Source organism: Streptomyces sp. EDA2-14 (assembly GCF_054963755.1).
Map to the genome: position 1 here is coordinate 129,572 of NZ_JBUEGE010000013.1, position 22,232 is coordinate 151,803.

The window sequence follows — 22,232 nt, forward strand, 5'->3', positions numbered from 1 at the left end:
CGCTCGAAATCGGTCAAGATTGCGGGCGAGTTATTTGGTGGAGGAAATCCCTCCGCCGCGCGATAAGTGATCATCTGTCCCGATTCATGCAGAGGGCACGAATTCGGCGTTTCCCCGAAATTGGTCTGGACCGAGGCTGTTGACGTGCTCGTTCGGGTGCGCGGCGGCCGTGCGGGGGCGATCACCGCGGGGCGGGCAGCCGGTTTCCGGCCACGGGGAGAGTGGATCTCGCTGCCGGGGCGTGGGTGGAGTTAGGTTTCGGGCCGGGTCGCGGTGGTCGATTCGAGTCAGTCGAACGTGGTCAACAACCCTTTTTCCCAAGGGTAGTTGGCGGCTGAGTCGCGACCGCTGACGGCTGTTCGTGTCCTGTTTTCCAGACACCCGGAAGGAAGCCCATGCGCCTCAGATCCCTGGCCGTCGCCTCGGCGGTCGCCCTGGCCGGCGTCGGCACCGCCCTCGGTACGTCCGGTACGGCCATGGCGGCGGAGTCCTGCACCAGCGGCTACGCCTGCCTGTACTACAACAGCAACTACTCCGGCGCCTTCTACCGGCAGTACTTCGACATCCCCAACTACGCGGGCTACTACTTCAGCGCGAGCGCCAACGGCAGCGCCGGTGCCGGTCTCCCGGTCAAGAACAACACCGCCTCCGTCGACAACTGGGACTTCTACAACGGAATCCGCATCTACTACAACAGCAACTACACGGGTGCGTCCCAGCCGATCGCGGCCGGTGGTGCGGCGAACCTGAACAGTTCGGTGAAGAACGACAACGCGTCGGGCAAGTTCTACTAGGCCGACCGCTCCGAGCACGTCGAGCAAGAGGTGCGCTGCCCAATGCAGCTGGGCAGCGCACCTCCGCGGCCGGAATTCTAGCGAGTCCCCTCTTCGTCGCACCTCAAACAGGTCAAGGACGTCCATCACCATGCGCACCAGCACCTTCCGCATTCCCCTGGCCCTGCTCGGCGCGACGGTCGCCGTCGCGCTGGTGGCCGGCTGCAGCGACGACGCGGACGGGTCCGCGAAGGCGTCGTCCGGGGGCGGCACCGGCACCCCGAAGGTCTCCTCCGTGCCGAAGCTGACGTCCGTCACGGACAAGTCGCTGCCCATCGACGCGTACCTGATGAGCGACGACCAGCTCGACCAGATGCAACAGGCCGAGTTCACGCTGCGCGAGAGGTGCATGCAGCGCTTCGGCATCACGTACCGGGTGCCCGCGGCGGAGCAGGCGTTCCACCCGAAGAGCCGCACGCAGTTCCGGTACGGCATGACGGACGCCGACGCCGTCGCCACCCACGGCTACAAGCCCGCCGGTTCCGAGAAGGCGGCCCAGCGGACCAAGCCGCAGGAGCTGAGCCGGACGGCCAACACGGTGCTGACCGGCTCCGACGACCCGAAGGTCAAGCCGGGCTCCGCCGCCGCGAAGGGCGGCCAGGACTACCAGGGCAAGAAGGTCCCGGCCGGTGGCTGCATCGGGGAGGCGCGCAAGAAGCTCGGGGCTTCGGGGCCGCAGTCCTACGGCGGGGACGAGACCGCCGCCAAGGTCAACACGGACAGCTGGGCCAAGTCCTACAACGACGCACGCGTCCGGGCCGCCTTCGCGAAGTGGTCGGACTGCATGAAGAAGCAGGGCTACAGCTACGCCGACCCGATGAAGGCGGGCGACGACCCCCAGTGGCAGAAGACCACCGTCGCCACCGCCAAGGAGCGCCGGGTCGCGTCGGCGGACGTCGCCTGCAAGGCCAAGTACAACGTCGTCGGAACCTGGTACACGGTCGAGGTCGCCTACCAGAACCAGATGATCGAGCAGGACGCGCAGGCCCTCGCCGAGGCGAAGAGGACCAAGGAGAACCAGCTGAAGCTGATGGCCGAGGTCTCGTAACGCCGGGGCCCTCCCGAGGCGTCAAGCAGTCGAAGAGATCGATCGGCCTGGAGAGGTGCCGTGTCCCAACCAGCGCAACACGCACGCCAGTCGACCCCCGAGGAGCCCTCCGCCGCGGACGGGGGCCTGTCGCGGAGGCGGAGGTGGGTGGCGGTCGTGGCCGTGGCGGCGGTGCTGCTGACCGGGGCCGGCATCGCGGCCTCGTTCGTCGTGAAGTCCCCCGCCCAGGCCGCGGCCGACGCGAAGGCACCGGCCGAGGCCGTACTGACCGCTCCCGTGGAGAAGCGGGTGCTGAAGGACTCCGTGATCCTGCGGGGCACGGTGGTGGCCGGGCAGACCGTCGACGTGGCACCGGCCGGTGGCGGCACCGAGGGCACGACCGGCTCCGTGGTCACGAAGGCGCCCAAGCCGGTCGGCACCCGGATCCGGGCCGGGCAGGTCCTGACCGAGATCTCCGGCCGACCGGTGTTCGCGCTCAAGGGCAAGGTGCCCGTCTACCGCGACCTCAAGCCGGGCTCCAAGGGCGCCGACGTCGCCCAACTCCAGTCCGCACTCGCCGGGTTGGGGCACGCGACGGGACGTGACACCACGGGGACGTTCGGGGCGGGGACCAAGAGCGCCCTCGCCGCGTTCTACGCGTCGATCGGCTACAGCCCGGTGTCCGCGCAGGAGGACGGCGCCGCGACGGTGCAGGCCGCCCAGGACGCCGTCACCGCGGCCGTCCGCGCGTGGGAGGACGCCGAGGACGCCCGTGACAAGCACGCCGACGACGAGACGCGCAAGGCCGTGGACCGGGCCGCGGAGGATCTCGCGCGGGCCCGGAGCAGGCTGGAGCGCGCGCAGGTGGCGGCGGGGCCCATGCTGCCCGCATCGGAGGTCGTGTACCTGTCCGGCTTCCCCGCCCGCGTCGACAGCGTGCACGCGGTGCTCGGGTCGACGGCCACCGGCAAGGTGATGACGGTCTCCGCGGGCCGCCTCGCCGTCGACGGCTACCTTCAGGAGTCCCAGAAGGGGCTGGTCAGAGCCGGGCAGAAGGTGGAGATCCGCGCGGAGGCCACGGGGTTCACGACGAGCGCCTCGGTCCGCTCGGTGGCGGACACCATGGCCGCCGAGCAGGACGGCGCGGCGGCGCAGGGCGCCACCGGGTCCGATGCCGGTTCCGGCGAAGGCTCCGGATCCGGTTCCGGCGCCGACAGCGCGCCGCAGGGCTATCTGATGGTGGTCGCCCCGGACAAGGCGCTGCCCGGGGACACGGTCGGCCAGGACGTCCGGCTCACCGTCGAGGCGGCGTCCACGAAGGGCGAGGCGCTGGTGGTGCCGGTGACGGCGATCTCCTCCGCGGGCGACGGCAGCACCGTGGTGACGGTCCGTCAAAAGGGCGGCGCACAGCGCCGGGTCGAGGTACGGACGGGCACCTCGGGAGACGGATACGTGGCGGTGACCCCGGCCGCCGGTGCACGGCTCGCCGAGGGCGACGAGGTGGTCACCGGAGTGAAGCCGGCCGGCACCGGGGCCGGCCGGTGACCCCCGCCGGGCGGGCGGAAGCCCCCGTCATCGAGTTCCGTCAGGTGGGCCTGACCTACCCGGGCCCGCCGCCGGTACCGGCCTTCCGGCCCTGCGACATCCGCATCGAGGAGGGCGAGTTCGTCACCGTGATCGGGCCGTCCGGCTCCGGGAAGTCGACCTTCCTGAACATCGTCGGCCTGCTCGACGCCGCCACCGAGGGCACGTACCTGCTGGACGGCATCGACGTCGGCACGCTCAAGGACGGCGCCCGCACCGCGCTGCGCGGCCGGCGCATCGGGTTCGTCTTCCAGTCCTTCCATCTGCTGCCGCACCGCAGCGCGTCCGAGAACGTCCTCCTCGCCATGGTCTACAACGGCACACCGCGCGCCGAGCGCGCGGACCGCGCCCGCGAGGCACTGGAGCGGGTCGGCCTCGGACACCGCCTCGACTCCCTGCCCACCCGGCTGTCCGGCGGCGAACGCCAGCGCGTCGCGATCGCCCGCGCCCTCGTCTCCCGGCCCTCGCTGCTGCTCTGCGACGAACCGACCGGCAACCTCGACAGCAAGAACGCCGAATCGGTGCTCGGACTCCTTGAGGAGCTGCACGGCGCGGGGATGACGGTCCTGGTCATCACCCACGACCCCACCGTCGCCGCACGGGGCGCCCGGACCGTCGCCATCCGCGACGGGGTCCTCCACGAGCAGGTGGCCGCCGCGTGAACCGGCGCGGATCACGCGGACGTACCGCCCGCCGGCCATGGCTCCGCCTCGGCAGGCGCCGGAGCGCCGGGCCCGTCGCCCCCTCCGTCCTCGCCCCGCGCGACCTGCTGGGCGAGTCCGTCGCCGGCATGCTCCAGCGGCCCGCGCGCTCGGCGCTCACCGCGCTCGGCACGGTCCTCGGGGTCGGCACCTTCGTGGCGATCCTCGGGCTGACCGCCACCACGTCCTCCCAGATCGACTCGCGCTTCAACATCCTGACGGCGACCGAGGTCGACGTGGAGGACATCGGCATCGAGCAGAACGAGTTCGTGCACCTCGCGTTCCCGAAGGACTCCGACGCCAAGGCCGAGCGGCTGCCCGGTGTCGAGCACGCGGGGGTGTACTGGACGGTCGACACCCGCAGCACCGACGCGACGATCCGCGCCTCGCCCGTCGGCGACGCCGCGTCCGGCGAACGCGCGGACATCGTCGCCGCGTCGCCCGGCGTCATCGAGGCAGCCGTCCCGCACGTGGCGCAGGGCCGCGTGTACGACGCCTACGCGGAGCGCACGGCGCAGCCCGTCGTCATGATCGGGGCGGGCATGGCCGCACGGCTCGGCATCACGACGCTGGAGACGCACCCCGCGATCTTCATCGGCGACCAGCCGTTCACCGTGGTCGGCATCATCGACGACGTGAAGCGCAAGGCCGACCTGCTGCTGTCGGTCGTCGTCCCGCGGTCCACCGCGGTGAAACTGTGGGGCGAACCCGAGGCGGGCGGCGCGAAGATGCTCATCGCCACGAAGATCGGCGCGGCGCAGCAGGTCGCGAAGGTGGTGCCCACCGCGCTGCGCCCCGACCACCCCGAGTACTTCAAGGCCCAGCCGCCACCGGACCCCAAGACCCTGCGCTCCCACGTGACGTCGGACCTCCAGCAGCTCTTCCTGCTGCTCGCCGCGATCTGTCTGGTGATCGGGGCGGTCGGCATCGCCAACACCACCCTGGTCGCCGTCCTCGAACGGACCGGTGAGATCGGGCTGCGGCGGGCACTCGGTGCGCGCGGCGGCCACATCACGCTCCAATTCCTCGCCGAATCAGGGGCGTTGGGCGCGCTCGGCGGACTCATCGGCACCAGTCTCGGCACCCTGACCGTGGTGGGCGTCGCCGTCGCGCGCGACTGGACGCCCGTGGTCCATCCGACGACGGTGGCGGCCGCCCCCGTCATCGGCCTGGTCACCGGCCTCGTGGCCGGGCTCTATCCCGCCTGGCGCGCCTCCCGCATCCAGCCGGCCGAGGCATTGCGCCGCTAGGGCCCTTCGCGGTCCGGGTACTTCGGCCGGACGCGTAACGCGCCGGGCGGCCCGAGGCGTCATGACTGATGTGGGGGCGGACGCGATGTCGGGGAGAGGGAGACCCATGGGTGGATCAGCTCGTAGGGATGCGGAGATCGAGTCCTTCATGCGAGCCGTGAGCCCGCGCCTCTTCCGGGCCGCCTTTCTCGTCTGTGGCGACTGGCATCTGGCCGAGGACCTGGTGCAGACCACACTGGGCAAGGTCTTCGTGTCCTGGGGGAGAGTCCGCAAGGCGGACAGTCCACAGGCGTACGTGCGCACCATGCTGATGCGCACCTACCTCTCGCATGTCCGGCTGCATCGGACGTACGAGAAGCCTGTGGACCGTCTGCCGGACAACCCCTCGGCGTCCCACGATCCCGCCCTGCGGATCGCCCTGACCCGGGCTCTGGCGCAACTGACGCCGAAGGACCGGGCCGTGGTCGTGCTGCGTTACTGGGAGGACCGCAGCGTCGCCCAGGCCGCCGCCGACCTGGGGATGAGCGCGGGCAGCGTGCGGATCCGCAGCATGCGCGCACTGGCGCAGCTCCGCACGTCGCTGGGCGGCGAGTACGACGCGCTCGTCAGTCACTGAGGGGAAGGGACCGATCAGTCATGGACTCGTCGATGAACGGGGAAGAGCAGGATGTCGCCCCTCGCGTGGGACGGCTCCTTGAGGCGTACGGCCGTGAACTCCCCGCCCCGCAGGTGGACCTGGTGGCGGGCGGCCTGGCCAGGGGGCGCCGCATGAGGCGGCGCAGGCGGGCCCTGTGGGGCTCGGCGGGCCTCACCCTCGCGGCGGGCCTCACCGCGGGCGTGCTGACGGGCGGGATTCTGCCGGGCGGCGACGGGGCGCCCGAGGCCCGGCACCCCGGGACGGCCGTCACCCTGCCCGACTTCACCCCGGCCGCCGCGAAGATCCTCCGGCCGGAGGGAAAGAAGGCCCTCACCGGGAAGGCGTCCGTGGCCGTGCTCAAGACGCTGCTGCCCGGCGCACCGGCCACCGGCGGCTACCGGTGGTGGGACGGCCCGACCGGGAAGGAACAGGCCGTCGGCGCGGGCGGGCGGCTGCTCGTGACCGGCGGGGGCGGCCGGGCGGAGGCGACGGTGAGCGTGCAGGGCAACTTCCAGCTCACGACCGTCGACGCGCTGGGCAAGGACGCCGCGCGGGAGAGCGCGGAAGGCGGGAGGGGAAAACAGGACAAGAGCGGCGCCACCCCTCAGGACAAGGCGGCGGCGAAGGAGGCGTCGGGGCAGGGAGATAAGCAGGGGGAGAAGCAGGGGAAGAAGCAGACGGCGGGGCAGAGCAAGAAGCTCGGCCGGGTCACCAAGGCACAGCTCCGGGACTTCTACTCCTGCGCGGCCCGCCGGGAGAGCGGCGTCCGCCAGACCTCCTGCGACGCCCGCAACCTCGCGGACGGTTCGGTGCGGATCACCTACGAGGAGAGGTCCGGGACGCTGGTGCGGCGCACCAGCGACGTGCTGCGCGAGGACGGCACCCGTGTCGTCGTCACCGTCTCCAACAGCACGGACGGCAAGCGTGGCCCGGCGGACGTGTCGGCCCCGCCGCTGAGCGCGGAGCAGGTGGCGGCCCTCGCCACGAGCACGAAGTGGCAGCCGTGGGTGGACCCGTCCGTGATCGAGGACGCTCAGCGGCTGTCGTGACCCGCGGCCCGGCCGGGGCCCGCGGGGGCGCTGCGCCCCACCACGTTCCCCGCGCGGTCGATGCAGATCACGTCCACCGCGACCGGGGCGCCGCGCAGCACGAGCAGCGCCTGCTCGCGGGCCTCGGCGGCCACCAGATCACCCAGCGGGACCCCGGCCGCCGTGCACAGCTGGAGGGCGGCGAGACCGGTGTTGGCCTCGGCGACCTCCTGAGCCAGAGCCTGTGACGCCCCGCCCTTGCGCGCCAGTTCGGCGAGGAAGCCCTTGTCGACCTGCGAACGCCCCGAGTGCAGGTCCAGGTGGCCCGCCGCCAGCTTCGACAGCTTGGCGAAGCCGCCGCAGACGGTCAGCCGGTCCACGGGGTGGCGCCGGACGTACTTGAGGACGGCCCCGGCGAAATCGCCCATGTCGAGCAACGCGTCCTCGGGCAGCCCGTGTTCACGCACGACCGTCTTCTCGGACGTGGATCCCGTGCAGCCCGCGACGTGCGTGCGTCCCGCGGCGCGCGCCACGTCGACGCCCCGCCGGATCGAGTCGATCCACGCCGAGCACGAGTACGGGACGACGATCCCGGTCGTGCCGAGGATGGAGAGGCCGCCGAGGATCCCGAGCCGCGGGTTCCATGTCGAGCGGGCGATCTCCTCGCCGTGGTCGACGGAGACGGTGACCTCCACGTCGCCGCTGCCGCCGTGCGCGTCCGCGACCCGCGCCACGTGCTCGCGGATCATCTCGCGGGGCACGGGGTTGATCGCCGGTTCGCCGACGGGCAGCGGAAGCCCCGGCCGGGTGATCGTGCCGACCCCCGGGCCCGCCCGGAAGACGACCCCGGAGCCCGCAGGCAGCGCCCGCACCGTGACCCGGACGAGCGCGCCGTGCGTGACGTCGGGATCGTCGCCCGCGTCCTTGACCACACCGGCCGTCGCGGTGGACTCCGTACGCTCCTCGACGGCGAGCGCGAAGGCCGGGGTCTGCCCCTTCGGCAGGGTGATCGTCACCGGGTCGGGGAAGTCGCCGGTCAGCAGCGCCGTGTACGCGGCCGTGGTCGCGGCGGTCGCGCAGGCACCGGTCGTCCAGCCGGGGCGCAGGCCGGTGTGCTTGAGTTGGGCCCCGCGCCCACCCTTCGCCTCAGTCGATTCGCTCATGGAGTTCCCCGATGCCGCACGTGCTGATTCTCGGCGGGACGACCGAGGCCCGGCGCCTCGCCGAGACCCTGCACCCGCAGGTCCGCGTGACCAGCTCGCTCGCGGGCCGTGTCGCCGCGCCCCGGCTGCCGGTCGGCGAGGTGCGGATCGGCGGGTTCGGTGGCGCCGACGGGCTGGCGGACTGGATCCGCGAGCACGCCGTGAGCGCGGTCATCGATGCCACCCATCCCTTCGCCGAGACGATCAGTTTCAACGCGGCGCGGGCCGCCGCCACCGCCCATGTTCCCCTGCTCGCGCTGCGGCGGCCCGGCTGGGTGCCGGGCGCGGGCGACGACTGGCGGGAGGTCGGCTCCCTGGAGGAGGCGGCGGAGTCCGTACGGGGGGCGGGCCGCGTCTTCCTCACCACCGGCCGGATGGGCCTCGCCGCGTTCGCCCATGTCAACGACGCGCACTTCCTCGTACGGTCCGTGGACGCGCCCGAGCCGCCGTTTCCGCTGCGCATGGAGGTGCTGCTGGATCGGGGGCCGTTCACCCTTGACGGCGAGCGGGCGGTCCTGGCGGACCACGCGATCGACGTCCTGGTGACGAAGGACAGTGGCGGCGCCGCGACGTCCCCGAAACTGGTCGCCGCGCGTGAGGCCGGCATCCCGGTGGTCGTCGTCCGCCGCCCCCCGGTCCCCGAGGGAATCCCGGTGGCCGCCACCGTCGAGGCCGCGGCCCACTGGCTCCACGCCACGGGGCTCCGCCCCGCCCCCCGCTCCTCAATCGCCGGAGGGGCTTGATATTTCAAGCCCCTGCGGCGATTGAGCAGCGGGGTATGGGGCAGAGCCCCAGGTTTTTGAGCCCCGCCGGCGATTGAGGCGCGGGGTCCGGGGCGGAGCCCCGTGAGTGTCACCCCGTACTGGGTTCCGGATACCGCCGAGGTGTCCACGCCACCGTCCGGCCGTCCGCACGGACAACCGCCTGAGTCTGCGACGACCCCACGATCAGCAACGTACGCATGTCGACGACCTCCGGATCCAGATCGGCAAGCCGCACAACCCGAACGCTCTCCTCCGGCCCACCCACATCCCGCGCAAGCACCACGGGCGTGTCCGGCAGCCGCAGCTCGAGAAGCAGCTCCCGCGCCTTGCCCACCTGCCAGGTCCGGCTGCGCGACCCGGGGTTGTAGAGGGCGAGCACCAGATCCGCCGCGGCAGCCGTCCGCAGGCGCTCCGCGATGACCTCCCACGGCTTGAGCCGGTCGGACAGCGAGATCGTCGCGTAGTCGTGCCCGAGCGGCGCACCCGCCTTCGCCGCCGCCGCGTTCGCCGCGGTCACGCCCGGCAGGACGCGTACGGGAATGCCCGAGTACCGCTCCTCGGAGGCGACCTCGAGGACGGCCGTGGCCATCGCGAAGACACCGGGGTCACCGCCGGAGACGACCGCGACGCGGTGCCCGCGCCGGGCCAGGTCGAGGGCGAACTCGGCGCGCTCGGACTCGACCTTGTTGTCGGAACCGTGCCGCACCTGCCCGGGACGCTCCGGTACGCGCGCGAGGTACGTGGTGTAGCCGACGAGGTCGTCCGCGTTGGCGAGGGCGCCGCGCGACTCGGGCGTCAGCCAGGGCGCGCCCGCGGGGCCGGTGCCGACGACGACGACCTCGCCGTGGTCGGGGTCCTGCGCGGGCTCGGCGTCGATCCGGGAGGGCAGTACGGCGACGGAGAAGTAAGGCACCGACGCCGGGTCGATGTCGGCGAGCGCCCCCGTCCGCTCACCTTCCATGAAGGCCCGCTCGACATACCGCGCGTCGTCGAGCCGCCCCGAACTCTCCAGCGCTGCCCGCACCTTGGTGAACGTGCGGCCCAGCTTCATCACGACCGCGGAGTCCGCGGCGGCGATCCGCGCGGACAGCTCGTCCTCGGGGAGCGTGCCGGGGATGACGGTCAGCGTCTCCTTGTCCTCGCACAGAGGCTGTCCGAGGCGCGCGGCGGCGGCGCTGATCGAGGTGACACCGGGGATGACGGTGGTGTCGTACCGCTCGGCGAGCCGCTTGTGCATGTGCTGGTACGAGCCGTAGAACATCGGGTCGCCCTCGGCGAGGATCGCGACCGTGCGCCCGGCGTCGAGGTGCGCGGCGAGGGTGGCGGCGGCCTCGGCGTAGAAGTCGTCGAGCGCGCCCCGGTAGCCGCCGGGGTGGTCCGTCGTCTCGACGGTGAGCGGATACATCAGCCGCTCCTCGATCTGCTCCTCGCGGATGTGCTCCGCGGCGATCGAGCGCGCGATGGACCGCCCGTGGCGGGCGCAGTGGTAGGCGATGACGTCGGCGGAGGCGATCGCCTTCACCGCGGCGACGGTCATCAGGTTCGGATCGCCGGGCCCGAGCCCGACGCCGTAGAGCTTGCCGGTCATGCCCGGTCCTCCATGATCTCCGCCTCGGTGGCGATCGCGTTGAGGGCGGCGGCCGTGATGGCGCTGCCGCCGCGCCGGCCCCGTACGACGAGGTGGTCGAGGCCCAGTTCGTTCGCGGCGAGGGCGTCCTTCGACTCCGCGGCGCCGACGAAGCCGACGGGTATGCCGAGGACCGCGGCGGGCTTCGGTGCGCCCTTCGCGATCATCTCCATGAGGTGGAAGAGCGCGGTGGGCGCGTTGCCTATCGCGACGACGGCGCCGTCGAGCCGGTCGCGCCACAGTTCGAGCGCGGCGGCGCTGCGGGTGGTCCCCAACTCGGCCGCGAGCTCCGGCACCCGGGGGTCCCGGAGGGTGCAGACGACGTCGTTGTCGGCGGGCAGCCGCTTGCGGGTGACGCCGCTGGCGACCATGTGGGCGTCGCAGAGGATGGGCGCACCGGCGCGCAGCGCGGCCCGTGCGTTCGCCACGACGTCGGTGGAATGGCCGATGTCCTGTACGAGATCCACCTGGCCACAGGCGTGGATCATGCGGACCGCCACCTGGGCGACGTCGGCGGGCAGCGCCGCGAGTCCGCTCGCTGCTTCCGCGCGGATCGTGGCAAAGGACTCGCGGTAGATCGCCGCGCCGTCCTTCTCGTAGTCGAACACGGTTGCTCTCAGCTCTCGGTGTGATGGGGGACGGAGGGGACGGTGGTGGTGTGGCCGCCGCCGGGCAGGGCCACGATGTCGACGTACGGTTCGGCGGGGTGGCCGCAGCGGCGTTCGCAGCCGGACCAGTAGGTGGGCAGGTCCGGGTGCGCGTCGTCGATCCGCGCGGTGGCCTCGGCGCGGACGTCCGCGTGGGACTTGGCGCAGCCGGGGTGTCCGATGCAGGCCGCTACGCGGGTCCAGGGGGAGGTGGGGTCGACGACGAGTCCGGTGGCGGCGAGCTGTGCCTGTGTGGCACCGGGTACGACGATGCTGCGCCACGGCGTGAGCCGCAGCTCCTGCTGCGGCGCCCCCTCGGCAACCGCGACCAGAGCCTCCCACTGCCGCGCCTCAACGGCCCCGAACGGAACAGTGACCACGGGTCGGCCACCGCGGCCGACGCCGCCGTCAGGGATGCGCGGCACCGTGCGCCGCCTTGCCCACCCTGCCGCCCAAGGCGGCAGATTGCCCAAGGCGAGGGAGGCGGCACCATCAAGCCCCTGCGGCGATTGAGCAGCGGGGGCCGGGGCAGAGCCCCGTGGCGTCGGCTCCGGGTGGGCAAAATCCAGCCCCTGCGGCGATTGAGCAGCGGGGGCCGGGGCGGAGCCCCGAGGCGTCAACCACGGGTGGGCGTGCAGACGACGCGACAACTCCCCCGCAGAGGCGCCCAGTTCACGGACACGCCACACCCGCCCCCCGGCCTCCCGCGCCACCGCGACGAACACCTCCGCCGCCGCGACCGCCACCCCCACCGCCCCGTCGAACGGAACCCGGAACCGATCCCCGCCGAGCGACACCTCCGCCTCCCCGGACGGCAGCCCGCGAACCAGGACATCCGGCCCGAGCCCGGCCACATCCCCCCGCCCGTCGTCCAGGGCGAACAGAAACCTCCCGGACAATTCCGGCGTGACGGAACTCGCACACAGCGCCTCGTCGAGCCCGGTCAACCAGTCCCGTACGTCCACGTATCCGCCACCGTCGACCCCGGACAGCGGCGAAGCCACCACGTTGCGAACCCGCTCGTGCGCCGCCGAGGGCAGCAGCCCGGCCGCCCCGAGCACCTCCGCGAGCTCGCCCCCGCACCCGTCCCGCAACCCTCGCAGTTGCACATTGCCCCGCGACGTAAGGTGCAGCATCCCATCCCCGAGCCGCCCCGCCGCATCGGCGAGCGCCCGAGCCTGGACCACACCGAGCACCCCGCCGGGGATCCGCACCCGCGCGAGGAACCCGTCGTCGGCACTGTGCAGACGCAAAGCGCCGGGGCAGGCGTCGCCCGAGCCGGGGCCCGGGGTGGATATGGGGGAGGGGGACATGCCGGGGAGCATACCTATGGGCTCTTTCCACCACCCCGTACCAGGTCGTCGCCCGGCACCGTACGATGCTCGGTGGCTGACCGGACCCGGTCGGCCATCGCCGGCGACGGCGACAGGGGAGGAAGCCCGGTGCGATTCCGGCGCGGTCCCGCCACTGTGAACTCTCCAGCCGGAGAGCGAGCCAGGAACTCCCTTCACACACGACCACCCGGGGCGCGGACACCCCGAGGAAGGCCAGACGACGCATGCCTCAGCAGCTCCTGCTCCTGTCGACGTCGGACACCGACCTGCTCAGCGCTCGTGCGGCCAACGCCGCGGACGCCCCGGTCGGCTACCGCTTCGCGAACCCCTCCCGCATCGACGTGGAGACGGATCTGCCGGGCCTCCTCGACGGCGTGGGCCTGGTCGTCGTACGCCTCCTCGGTGGCGTCCGCGCCTGGCAGGACGGCATCGACCGGCTGACCGCCGCCGGGATCCCGCTGGTCGTCCTCACCGGTGAACAGGCGCCCGACGCCCAGCTGATGGCGACGTCCACGGTGCCGGTCGGCATCGCGGCCGAGGCCCACAAGTACCTGGCGCACGGCGGCCCCGGGAACCTGGACCAGCTGGCCCGCTTCCTCTCCGACACGGTGCTGCTGACCGGCCACGGCTTCGAGCCGCCGCTGGCCGCGCCGGGCTGGGGCGAGCTGGAGCGCCCGGCCTCCGCGCAGACGCAGCACGGCGACGCCCCCACGGTCGCCGTGCTCTACTACCGCGCCCACCACATGAGCGGCAACACGGCGTTCGTGCACACGCTCTGCGACGAGATCGAGCGCGCGGGCGCCCGGCCGCTGCCGCTGTACGTCGCGTCGCTGCGCACGCCCGAGCCGGAGCTGATCGAGGCCCTGCGCCCGGTCGGCGCGATCGTCACGACGGTGCTCGCGGCGGGCGGCACGAAGCCCGCGGAGGCGAGCGCCGGCGGCGACGACGAGTCCTGGGACGCGGGCGCGCTCACCCAGCTCGACGTGCCGATCCTGCAGGCCCTGTGCCTGACCTCGTCCCGCGCGGCCTGGGAGGAGAACGACGAGGGCGTCTCGCCGCTCGACGCCGCGACGCAGATCGCGGTGCCCGAGTTCGACGGCCGCCTGATCACCGTCCCGTTCTCCTTCAAGGAGCTCGACGAGGACGGGCTCCCGGCATACGTCGCCGACGCCGAGCGCGCGGCCCGCGTCGCCGGGATCGCCGTACGGCACGCGCGCCTCAAGCAGATCCCTGCCGCGGACAAGAAGCTCGCGCTCGTCCTGTCCGCGTACCCGACGAAGCACTCGCGGATCGGCAACGCGGTCGGCCTCGACACCCCCGCCTCGGCGGTCTCGCTGCTGCGCCGCCTCACCGACGAGGGCTACGACTTCGGCGACACGGACGCCATCCCCGGCTTCGTCTCCGGCGACGGCGACGAACTGATCCGCGCGCTCATCGAAGCGGGCGGCCACGACCAGGAGTGGCTGACCGAGGAGCAGCTCGCGAAGAACCCGGTGCGCATCCCGGCCGCCGACTACCGGCGCTGGTACGCGACGCTGCCCGAGGAGCTGCGGGAGAGCGTCGAGCGGCACTGGGGCCCGCCGCCCGGCGAGATGTTCGTGGACCGCAGCCGCAATCCCGAGGGCGACATCGTCCTCGCGGCCCTGCGCCGCGGCAATCTCCTGATCCTCATCCAGCCGCCGCGCGGCTTCGGCGAGAACCCGATCGCGATCTACCACGACCCCGATCTCCCGCCGTCGCACCACTACTTGGCGGCGTACCGCTGGATCGCGGCCCCCGCGTCCGACGGCGGTTTCGGCGCCGACGCGATGATCCACCTGGGCAAGCACGGCAACCTGGAGTGGCTGCCCGGCAAGAACGCGGGCCTGTCCGCGGCCTGCGCGCCCGACGCGGCCCTCGGTGACCTGCCGCTCGTCTACCCGTTCCTGGTCAACGACCCGGGGGAGGGCACGCAGGCCAAGCGCCGCGTCCACGCCACGCTCATCGACCACCTGGTGCCGCCGATGGCCCGTGCGGACTCGTACGGCGACATCGCCCGCCTGGAGCAACTCCTCGACGAGTACGCCCAGATCAGCTCGATGGACCCGGCGAAGCTCCCGGCCATCCGGGCCCAGATCTGGACGCTGATCCAGGCGGCGAAGCTCGACCACGACCTGGGTATGCAGGACCGGCCCGACGACGACGGCTTCGACGACTTCCTGCTGCACGTCGACGGCTGGCTGTGCGAGGTCAAGGACGCGCAGATCCGCGACGGTCTGCACGTCCTCGGCGCGGCGCCCGCCGGGGAGGCGCGGGTCAACCTGGTCCTGGCGATCCTGCGGGCGCGCCAGATCTGGGGCGGCAACCAGGCCCTGCCGGGTCTGCGGGAGGCGCTCGGCCTGGACGAGTCGGCGGCTACCCGTACGTCGGCGGACGAGGCGGAGGCCGTGGCCCGGGCCCTGGTCGAGGCGATGGAGTCGGCGGACTGGGACCCGGCGGCGGTACCGCAGGCGATCGCCTCAGCCGCCCCCACGCCTCGGGGCTCCGCCCCGGACCCCGCTGCTCAATCGCCGCAGGGGCTTGAAAATGGTCACCCGCCGCAGGGGCTTGAAGCACCTGTCGCTGCCATTCTCGACTTCGCCGCTCGCGAAGTCGTTCCCCGGCTGGACGCCACCACCGCCGAACTGGACAACGCCGTCCGCGCGCTGGACGGGCGGTTCGTGCCCGCGGGGCCGAGCGGCTCCCCCCTGCGCGGACTCGTCAACGTTCTCCCGACCGGGCGGAACTTCTACTCGGTCGACCCGAAGGCCGTCCCGTCCCGCCTCGCGTGGGAGACGGGGCAGGCGCTCGCCGACAGCCTCATCGAGCGCTACAAGCAGGACAACGGCGAGTACCCCACCTCCGTCGGCCTCTCCCTCTGGGGCACGAGCGCCATGCGCACCGCGGGCGACGACGTGGCGGAGGCCCTCGCCCTCCTCGGTGTCCGCCCGGTCTGGGACGACGCCTCGCGCCGCGTCACGGGCCTGGAGGCGATCCCGTACGAGGAGCTGAACCGCCCCCGGATCGACGTCACGCTGCGCATCTCCGGCTTCTTCCGTGACGCGTTCCCGCACACCATCGGCATCCTCGACGACGCGGTGCGGCTCGCCGCGTCGCTCGACGAGCCCGACGAGATCAACCACGTACGGGCGCACGTCCAGAAGGACATCGAGGACCACGGCGACGAGCGTCGCGCCACGACCCGGATCTTCGGCTCGCGCCCCGGCACGTACGGCGCGGGTCTGCTCCAGCTGATCGACTCCAAGGACTGGCGCACGGACGCGGACCTCGCCGAGGTCTACACGGTGTGGGGCGGCTACGCGTACGGCCGCGGCCTGGAGGGCAAGGCCGCCCGCTCCGAGATGGAGACGGCGTACAAGCGGATCGCGGTGGCGGCGAAGAACACCGACACCCGCGAGCACGACATCGCCGACTCCGACGACTACTTCCAGTACCACGGCGGCATGGTCGCCACCGTGCGCGCCCTGCGCGGGACCGCCCCCGAGGCGTACATCGGCGACTCCACCCGCCCCGAGACGGTCAAGACCCGCACCCTGGTCGAGGAGACGTCCCGCGTCTTCCGCGCCCGCGTCGTGAACCCGAAGTGGATCGAGGCGATGCGCCGCCACGGCTACAAGGGCGCCTTCGAACTCGCGGCGACGGTGGACTACTTGTTCGGCTATGACGCCACGACCGGCGTCATCGCCGACTGGATGTACGACAAGCTCACGGAGACGTACGTCCTCGACGAGACGAACCGCCAGTTCCTCACCGAGAACAACCCGTGGGCCCTGCACGGCATCGCCGAGCGTCTCTTGGAGGCCGAGTCCCGCGGCATGTGGGAGAAGCCGGACCCGCAGACGCTGGAGGCCCTCCGCCAGGTGTACCTGGAGACGGAGGGCGACCTGGAGGCGGACGAGTAGTCCGCTGAGCAGGCAAAACGTGCCTGAATGCCCGTTCGGGTGAACGATCGGGGGTTCTCCGGATCGGCCTCGGCCTACGCTGGGAGCGTCGCGCTGAGCGAAGGAGGAGGTCTGTCATGGCAGCTCTGCCGGTCCCGGAGAACCCGCCCGTGCGTTCCGGGCGTCTCGACGCACGGGACATCGAGGAGGCCTTCACTCAGGTCAGCGCGGCAACCCCCGAGGGGTGGCGCGTGGAGTTGATCGAAGGGGAGATCCACCTGACGCCTCCGGCGAACGGTGAGCACGAAGAGTACGTCTCAGAGGTCCATCGGCAGGTGACCCTGCGCCAGCAGAGCGAGGGGCTGCGCAACTACACCGGCATCGGCCTCAGCGTCCCCGGCGCCTCCCAGACCGGCCACGTCATCCCCGACCTCGTCGTCGCCCCCAAGGGCACCTTCGACAACAAGGAGGAGTGGCACGACGCGTCGGCCGTCCTGATGGCCGTCGAAGTGACCTCCGACTCCACCGCGGGCAGCGACCGCGTCAAGAAGATCCGCGGCTATGCCCGCGCCGGCATTCCCGTCTACCTCCTCATCGACCGCGAGGCCGGGCAGACCACCGTCTGCTCGGAACCTCAGGGAGACGACTACGCGAAGAAGGCCTCCTACAAGCTCGGCCTCACCGTCCCCCTCCCCGACCCCCTCGGCTTCGATCTGGACACGGCGGAGTTCTGACCCGCCCCGCTACTCCAGCGCCACCGCGAAGCTGCGCCCGTACGCGTGCCGCGTCCTCACTTCGACCCTCGTCCCGCCCGGCACCCGAGTCACGCGTACCCCGTCGTCGCCTCCCGCCTTCCGTAGAGCGCGGCCTCGCAGCTCGAGCGTCACCGTGTCGCGTTCGGTGGTCGGGTCGCTGACGGCGAGAGTCACCTGGTCGCGGTCACGTACGAGCACGGATGCGGGGCCCTCCACCATGAGACGGGCCGTGTGGTGCGTGCCGGAGGTGAACGTGTTCGTGGCCGTCAGGCCGAGGGCTTCGTGGCGTATCGCTTGTAGGCGTGGGGTGTTGGAGAGCACGCGGATGGCGGCGTAGTCGCGTGCTGTCGCGGTGGTGGCGTTGGGCAGGAGTGCGTAGGCGAAGGACGTCGGCTTGGCGCCGGCCGGCTGGTCGACGGTCAGGGAGAAGACCTGTTTCGTGACCGGCGTGTCCGGGTTCGTGGTGCGGACGGTGCGGCGGCTGTGGGTTGTCGTGGCGAGGTGGGGCTTGGCCCGCGGTCCGGACAGGTGGACGTAGCCGACTGACGCGTTCCGCGTGCTGTTCGACCAGCGAACCCAGCCGTCGCCCTCGGTCACGGTCACCGCGTCCCCGGCGGCGGCGATGCGCGCGTCGACGGTCGTCGTCACGGCCCGCCCGCCGCCCGGCGCGTCACCGACGCCCGCCGCGAGCACCACGATCTCGTCGTCCAGCAGGAACCACGACTTGGTGGCCCGTGCGCTCCGGTACGCCACGAAGTCCTGAGGCAGCAGCCCCGCCTGCTTGTCCCGCCACGGCACGTCGTCGGAGGCCACCCAGCCGACGGCGCCGTACTCGCCGTCCAGGACCGCCCCGCCGGAGTAGGCCTGCGTGGCGGTCGGGAAGTACACGTACTTGTTCTGCGACTCGGACGACGCCGTGAAGTTCAGGGGATGGGAAGGGTTGTCGTAGAAGAGTTTGCCGTCGTACAACTCCGGGACCGTTCCCCGGTGTTCGACGGGAGCCGTCACGCCCGCGAGGCCGTAGGGGGAGACGGTGGTGAAGTAGTCGACGCCGAACGCCTGCGTCTGGTCCTGCCCGGACAGGTAGAGGTGGTGCGCGCCGTCGCCCTGGAACCACGGCATCAGGTTCTCGCCGCTCATGTACTCGTACTTGCTGATGCGGCGCGAGCTGCGGGAGAGCGTGAAGGCGTACCCCGGGCGGCGGTGCACCGTGCGGTCCATGGCGTTGAAGGCGACGGAGCGGGCCGGCGGGTTGAGGTCGGCGGCCGGGACGGAGGTGTCCGCGAGGAGGTCGGCGTAGCGGACGATGCTGAGCGGGGAGACGAACGTCGCCGGGTCGAGGTTCGCCTTCGACGTCGCGCGGATGTGCTTCACGTACGACTTCAGGGCCACCGCCTCCGCCCCCGTCGACAGCGACGCGAGGTCGACGACCGCCTCGACGACCGTGGCGGCGTCCGCGTAGCCGCTGCTCGTCCGCGAGACCGCCCGCCCCTTCACCGCCTCCATCATCCAGCCCTCGAAGATCAGCGGCGCGAACCCGTCGCGCACCCACTTCCGCACCGTGGGGACCAGCTCCTCGCCGTACGCGAAGCCCGTCCCGTCGAGCAGCTTCAGCGTCTGGATGACGCGCGTGAGCAGGCCCTTTCCGTACGAGCCCGTGTACGCGACGGAGGAGTGCTGGATGAAGGAGCCGTCGGCGTAGTGGCCGTCCGTCACGCCGTGCTGGAGGTGGTACGGGTCGACGGTCGCGAAGACGGTCAGCTGGTCGGTGAGGGCCTTGCGGATGCGGGGCTCGTCGCCGGTCAGGGCGCCCTGGAGGATGCGGTTGGTGGTGATGTCGGCGAGGTTGGCGCCGGTGTGGAAGCGGGAGTCGAGGTCGACGTCGCCGTCCTTGCCGTTGCGCAGGTAGGCGTCCATGGAGGCGATGTACGTGGCGGTCAGCGCGGCGGGCGCCGCGTCGCCCAGCAGCACGAGCGTGCGGCTGACGTGCTGCGATATGCCGATCTCCCAGGTGAACCAGTTGCCGTAATAGCCCGTGGACTGGTCGCCGTAGTACCGCTCGTGCAGCCACTCCAGCGCGTCCACGACGCGGCCGCGCACCGCCGAACTCCCGTACAGATCAGTGGAGATGCCGGGCGTCCGGGTGGCGAGGGCGATCTCGTAGACGCGCTGGTACGTGGTGTTGAGGTTCGGATCGCTGCTGCCGAGCGGCACGCCCTTGAAGAGTTCGCCGTCGCCCGAGGCCGCGTCCATCGCCGCGAGGTTCGTCCGGGCCGTCCTCTCGATCGCGGCGAGCTTGGCGGCGGTCTCCTCGCGGGCGTTGGACGCGGCGGTGCCCGCGAACATCTCGGTCGTGTTGGCCAGCAACCGGGCCGCCCCGTCCGCGAGTTCGGCCGCGCCCGCCCACTGCGTGGGCACGGCGGCGAGCACCCCGCTCGCGGCGAGAACGCTCAGCAGACGTCTACGGGTGATCTCCATCGGTCGTCCGTCCCTCCGTCGTTCGCCCACGATCGGCACGCGCGCCGGAGTCAAGCAGACGGGCAGATCCGCGACAAGAGTGGTCCGCATCGACCTCGGTGTCCCGGTACGAGGCGACGTCACGGGTCCGGTGCGCGGGTGTGTGACAGATGAGTGGCCGTGCCCGCTGTGGTGGATGTTGCACATGAGTTCGAGCGCCTGCCGCCATCGCGCCGCGGGCGCCTACCGAAGGGGTTCACCCACCTTGCACACCCACAGACGTGCGGCACGCATCGGCACTGCCGCGCTCCTCTGCGCGCTGCCGCTGGCCGGCGTGTCCGCGACCCCGGTGTTCGCGGACAGCAGTGCCGCGCTGGGCATCGCGTCGTACAAGGACATCGTCGTCGACGACGTCCACCGGCAGGTCTTCCTCAGCGACCCGGACGGCGGCAACGTCGTGGTCACCGACTACGACGGCCGGACCGTCCAACAAATCACCGGGGAGGCCGGCGCCTCGGGACTCGCGCTCTCCGCCGATTCCGGCGAGCTGTACGTGGCGCTCGCGGGGGCGGACGCCATCGCCGAGATCGACACCGGCTCGCTCACCGAAACCCGGCGCTACGCCACCGGCGACGGAACGCGGCCCAGCGAACTCGCCCTCGACGGCGGCACGGTCTACTTCGGCTACGAGCACCCGTACGGCGGCGCGCTCGGCTCGCTCAAGCCCGGCGCGGACCCGACGGTCGGCCTCGACCTGATCGGGACCGGCTCGTACTGGAGCCACCCCCCGGTGCTGACCACCTCGCCGTCCGCGCCCGGCACGCTCATCGCGGGCGATCCGCAGGTGAGCCCCACCAACATCACGTCCTACGACGTGAGTTCGGGAACGCCCCGGCAGACGGCCTACAGCTGGGACCCGGGCAGCGGGTGCTCCAACCTCCAGGACATGACGCTGACGCCGGACGCGCAGGAGCTCGTCCTCGCCTGCGGTGGCGGCGGCAACCAGGTCCTGCGGACCTCCGACCTGACGGGCGCGGGCGACTACGCCAACTCCCGTGCCGTGTCGACCGCCGTCTCCGCCCACGGCGCGGTCGCGCTCGGCATCGACGGCTTCGCCTCGCCGGACATCTCCCTCTACCGGGAGGGCGCCCGCACGCCCTACCGCACCTACGAACTCAGCGACAGCGGCGACGACCTGCTGGACGCCGGACTCGCCTGGGCCCCGGACGGCAGCCGACTCTTCGCGGTGACCGGCGAGACCTTCAACAAGCAGCCCGTCCTGCACGTGTTCGACAACACCGACAAGGCGACCTCCGCCCTCGCGTTGCAGGCCCCCACGACCGCGGACGCGGGCCGGCGGCTCACCGTGACCGGCACCCTGACCTCCCCGGAGGCCATCCCGTCCGGCGCCGTCGTCAAGGCCGAGCGGACCGACGCCGACGGTACGAAGGTCATCGGCTCGTTCACCGTCGGCTCCGACGGCACCTTCAAGTTCGCCGACCGCCCGACGACCCCGGGCACCGCCACGTACACCGTGACGTATGCCGGTGACGCCACCCACAGCGGTTCGAGCGCCGAGGCCGTCGTACAGGTCTCCTGAGAAACCGGCTCAGTCCCCTCCGGTGCCCGACGTGTCGACTTCGGGCACCGGAGCGCACTGTGGGCACGCGTAGACGTTGAACCCGGGCCCGGTGCCCTGGTGCACCTCGGCGACGAGCACGGGTTCATGCGTGATCACCTCGCACCAGACGCACATGCGGACGGGACGGTGGGCGGGGGCGTGGTCGTTCATGCGGCTGCTGCTCCTCGTACGTGCTGGTCGAGATCGATGCCGTAATCGGCGGCGAGAACGAGAGTGAGACGCCTGCGCCTGTGCCTCCGGCGGTGTGCGGGGAGGGGGTCACCGGCGCGGTGCCGGCCGGTCCCCGGAAGTACGAGAAGCAGCAGCCACGTGAGGCTGCGGCGGATAAGGTCGGTCATCGTCAGCGCTCCTGCTTAAGCGTTGGCCGTGCCCCCGGACGTTCCCGCGTCGCGGGGGCTTTTCCGTGAGGTTAACCACGGTCAGTCACGGTGGACCTCGGTCGACCGTTACCGACCGAAATCGATAATGCGCGAACGCTGTCGGGCTCGATATGTTCACGGGTATGGCAGAAAAGATCGACCCGCTGGCCGCCGAATACCACTACGAGCAGCTGGCCGACATCCTTGAACGTCGTATCCGAAGCGGCGAGTTCGAGCCGGGCAGGAGGCTCCCCGGAGTCATGGCGCTCTCCGAGGAGTACGCCGCGGGTACGCAGACCGTGCGCCGGGCGATGGCCATCCTGCGTGACCGTGGCCTCACGATCACCGTGCCCGCCCGCGGCACCTTCGTCGTCCGCGAACTGCCGCCCAATTGAGCCCCCGCGGCGATTGGGCAGCGGGGGCCGGGCCGCCATTCGGGCGAAATGTCTGATAGGCCGTCAATCG

Annotated in this window: 18 protein-coding genes and 1 riboswitch; of the genes, 12 read left to right on the top strand and 6 right to left on the bottom strand. The window is 71.9% G+C overall.

Annotated elements, in window-relative coordinates; translation table 11 throughout:
• The first annotated feature begins 395 nt into the window (after window positions 1-395).
• From ACY34M_RS27425 to ACY34M_RS27455, 7 genes are all read left to right on the top strand, one after another.
• Complete coding sequence (locus ACY34M_RS27425; protein WP_462722397.1) at window positions 396-794, top strand: peptidase inhibitor family I36 protein; 399 nt, start codon at window positions 396-398, stop codon at window positions 792-794.
• A 130-nt stretch (window positions 795-924) separates the two neighbouring features.
• Complete coding sequence (locus ACY34M_RS27430) at window positions 925-1,881, top strand: hypothetical protein (protein ID WP_462722398.1); 957 nt, start codon at window positions 925-927, stop codon at window positions 1,879-1,881.
• A gap of 60 nt (window positions 1,882-1,941) precedes the next feature.
• Window positions 1,942-3,405, top strand: coding sequence for an efflux RND transporter periplasmic adaptor subunit (locus ACY34M_RS27435; protein ID WP_462722399.1), 1,464 nt, complete (start codon window positions 1,942-1,944; stop codon window positions 3,403-3,405).
• Window positions 3,402-4,106, top strand: a complete 705-nt coding sequence (locus tag ACY34M_RS27440) for an ABC transporter ATP-binding protein (protein ID WP_462722400.1) — start codon at window positions 3,402-3,404, stop codon at window positions 4,104-4,106. The genes ACY34M_RS27435 and ACY34M_RS27440 overlap by 4 nt, the downstream gene beginning before the upstream one ends.
• Window positions 4,103-5,395, top strand: a complete 1,293-nt coding sequence (locus tag ACY34M_RS27445; RefSeq protein WP_462722401.1) for an ABC transporter permease — start codon at window positions 4,103-4,105, stop codon at window positions 5,393-5,395. Before ACY34M_RS27440 ends, ACY34M_RS27445 begins: the two co-directional genes overlap by 4 nt.
• Before the next feature lie 106 nt (window positions 5,396-5,501).
• Complete coding sequence (locus tag ACY34M_RS27450; protein ID WP_462722402.1) at window positions 5,502-6,011, top strand: SigE family RNA polymerase sigma factor; 510 nt, start codon at window positions 5,502-5,504, stop codon at window positions 6,009-6,011.
• 32 nt (window positions 6,012-6,043) lie between these two features.
• Complete coding sequence (locus ACY34M_RS27455; RefSeq protein WP_462722403.1) at window positions 6,044-7,081, top strand: hypothetical protein; 1,038 nt, start codon at window positions 6,044-6,046, stop codon at window positions 7,079-7,081.
• Here the strand turns inward: ACY34M_RS27455 and ACY34M_RS27460 are convergent.
• Window positions 7,066-8,223 (bottom strand): cobalt-precorrin-5B (C(1))-methyltransferase, encoded by a 1,158-nt coding sequence (locus tag ACY34M_RS27460; RefSeq protein WP_462722404.1) that lies wholly within the window; start codon window positions 8,221-8,223, stop codon window positions 7,066-7,068. The two genes, ACY34M_RS27455 and ACY34M_RS27460, sit on opposite strands and share 16 nt — an antisense overlap.
• A gap of 11 nt (window positions 8,224-8,234) precedes the next feature.
• On the opposite strand from ACY34M_RS27460, the gene ACY34M_RS27465 reads away from it, so the two are divergent.
• Window positions 8,235-9,005 carry a cobalt-precorrin-6A reductase gene (locus ACY34M_RS27465; RefSeq protein WP_462722405.1) on the top strand — a complete coding sequence of 257 codons (771 nt, stop codon included), beginning with the start codon at window positions 8,235-8,237 and terminating at the stop codon, window positions 9,003-9,005.
• Between the two features lie 109 nt (window positions 9,006-9,114).
• On the opposite strand, the gene cobJ is transcribed toward ACY34M_RS27465, so the two are convergent.
• From cobJ to cobG, 3 genes are read right to left on the bottom strand one after another with little or no spacing between them, the layout of a single operon-like run.
• Window positions 9,115-10,614 carry a precorrin-3B C(17)-methyltransferase gene (cobJ, locus tag ACY34M_RS27470; protein WP_462722406.1) on the bottom strand — a complete coding sequence of 500 codons (1,500 nt, stop codon included), beginning with the start codon at window positions 10,612-10,614 and terminating at the stop codon, window positions 9,115-9,117.
• Window positions 10,611-11,261, bottom strand: coding sequence for a precorrin-8X methylmutase (locus ACY34M_RS27475; RefSeq protein WP_462722407.1), 651 nt, complete (start codon window positions 11,259-11,261; stop codon window positions 10,611-10,613). The genes cobJ and ACY34M_RS27475 overlap by 4 nt, the downstream gene beginning before the upstream one ends.
• 8 nt (window positions 11,262-11,269) lie before the next feature.
• A complete protein-coding gene (gene cobG / locus ACY34M_RS27480; RefSeq protein ID WP_462722408.1) occupies window positions 11,270-12,613 on the bottom strand; it encodes a precorrin-3B synthase in 1,344 nt (447 codons plus the stop codon).
• A 97-nt stretch (window positions 12,614-12,710) separates the two neighbouring features.
• Window positions 12,711-12,804, top strand: a riboswitch (cobalamin riboswitch).
• Between the two features lie 54 nt (window positions 12,805-12,858).
• Here cobG and cobN point away from each other — a divergent pair.
• Together cobN and ACY34M_RS27490 are read left to right on the top strand one after the other, a co-directional pair.
• Window positions 12,859-16,575: a cobaltochelatase subunit CobN gene (gene cobN / locus ACY34M_RS27485; RefSeq protein WP_462722409.1), complete on the top strand. Its 3,717-nt coding sequence runs from the start codon at window positions 12,859-12,861 to the stop codon at window positions 16,573-16,575.
• Between the two features lie 116 nt (window positions 16,576-16,691).
• Window positions 16,692-17,288, top strand: a complete 597-nt coding sequence (locus ACY34M_RS27490; RefSeq protein WP_462722410.1) for a Uma2 family endonuclease — start codon at window positions 16,692-16,694, stop codon at window positions 17,286-17,288.
• 9 nt (window positions 17,289-17,297) lie between these two features.
• Here the strand turns inward: ACY34M_RS27490 and ACY34M_RS27495 are convergent, their stop codons facing one another.
• Window positions 17,298-19,787 (bottom strand): polysaccharide lyase family 8 super-sandwich domain-containing protein, encoded by a 2,490-nt coding sequence (locus ACY34M_RS27495; RefSeq protein WP_462722411.1) that lies wholly within the window; start codon window positions 19,785-19,787, stop codon window positions 17,298-17,300.
• A 244-nt stretch (window positions 19,788-20,031) separates the two neighbouring features.
• Between ACY34M_RS27495 and ACY34M_RS27500 the strand changes: the two genes are divergently transcribed.
• Window positions 20,032-21,366 carry a hypothetical protein gene (locus ACY34M_RS27500; protein WP_462722412.1) on the top strand — a complete coding sequence of 445 codons (1,335 nt, stop codon included), beginning with the start codon at window positions 20,032-20,034 and terminating at the stop codon, window positions 21,364-21,366.
• Between the two features lie 9 nt (window positions 21,367-21,375).
• Here ACY34M_RS27500 and ACY34M_RS27505 read toward each other — a convergent pair whose 3' ends face one another.
• Window positions 21,376-21,558: a hypothetical protein gene (locus ACY34M_RS27505; RefSeq protein WP_462722413.1), complete on the bottom strand. Its 183-nt coding sequence runs from the start codon at window positions 21,556-21,558 to the stop codon at window positions 21,376-21,378.
• Window positions 21,559-21,910: 352 nt separating this feature from the next.
• On the opposite strand from ACY34M_RS27505, the gene ACY34M_RS27510 reads away from it, so the two are divergent.
• Window positions 21,911-22,162, top strand: a complete 252-nt coding sequence (locus ACY34M_RS27510) for a winged helix-turn-helix domain-containing protein (RefSeq protein WP_462722414.1) — start codon at window positions 21,911-21,913, stop codon at window positions 22,160-22,162.
• Window positions 22,163-22,232 lie beyond the last annotated feature (70 nt).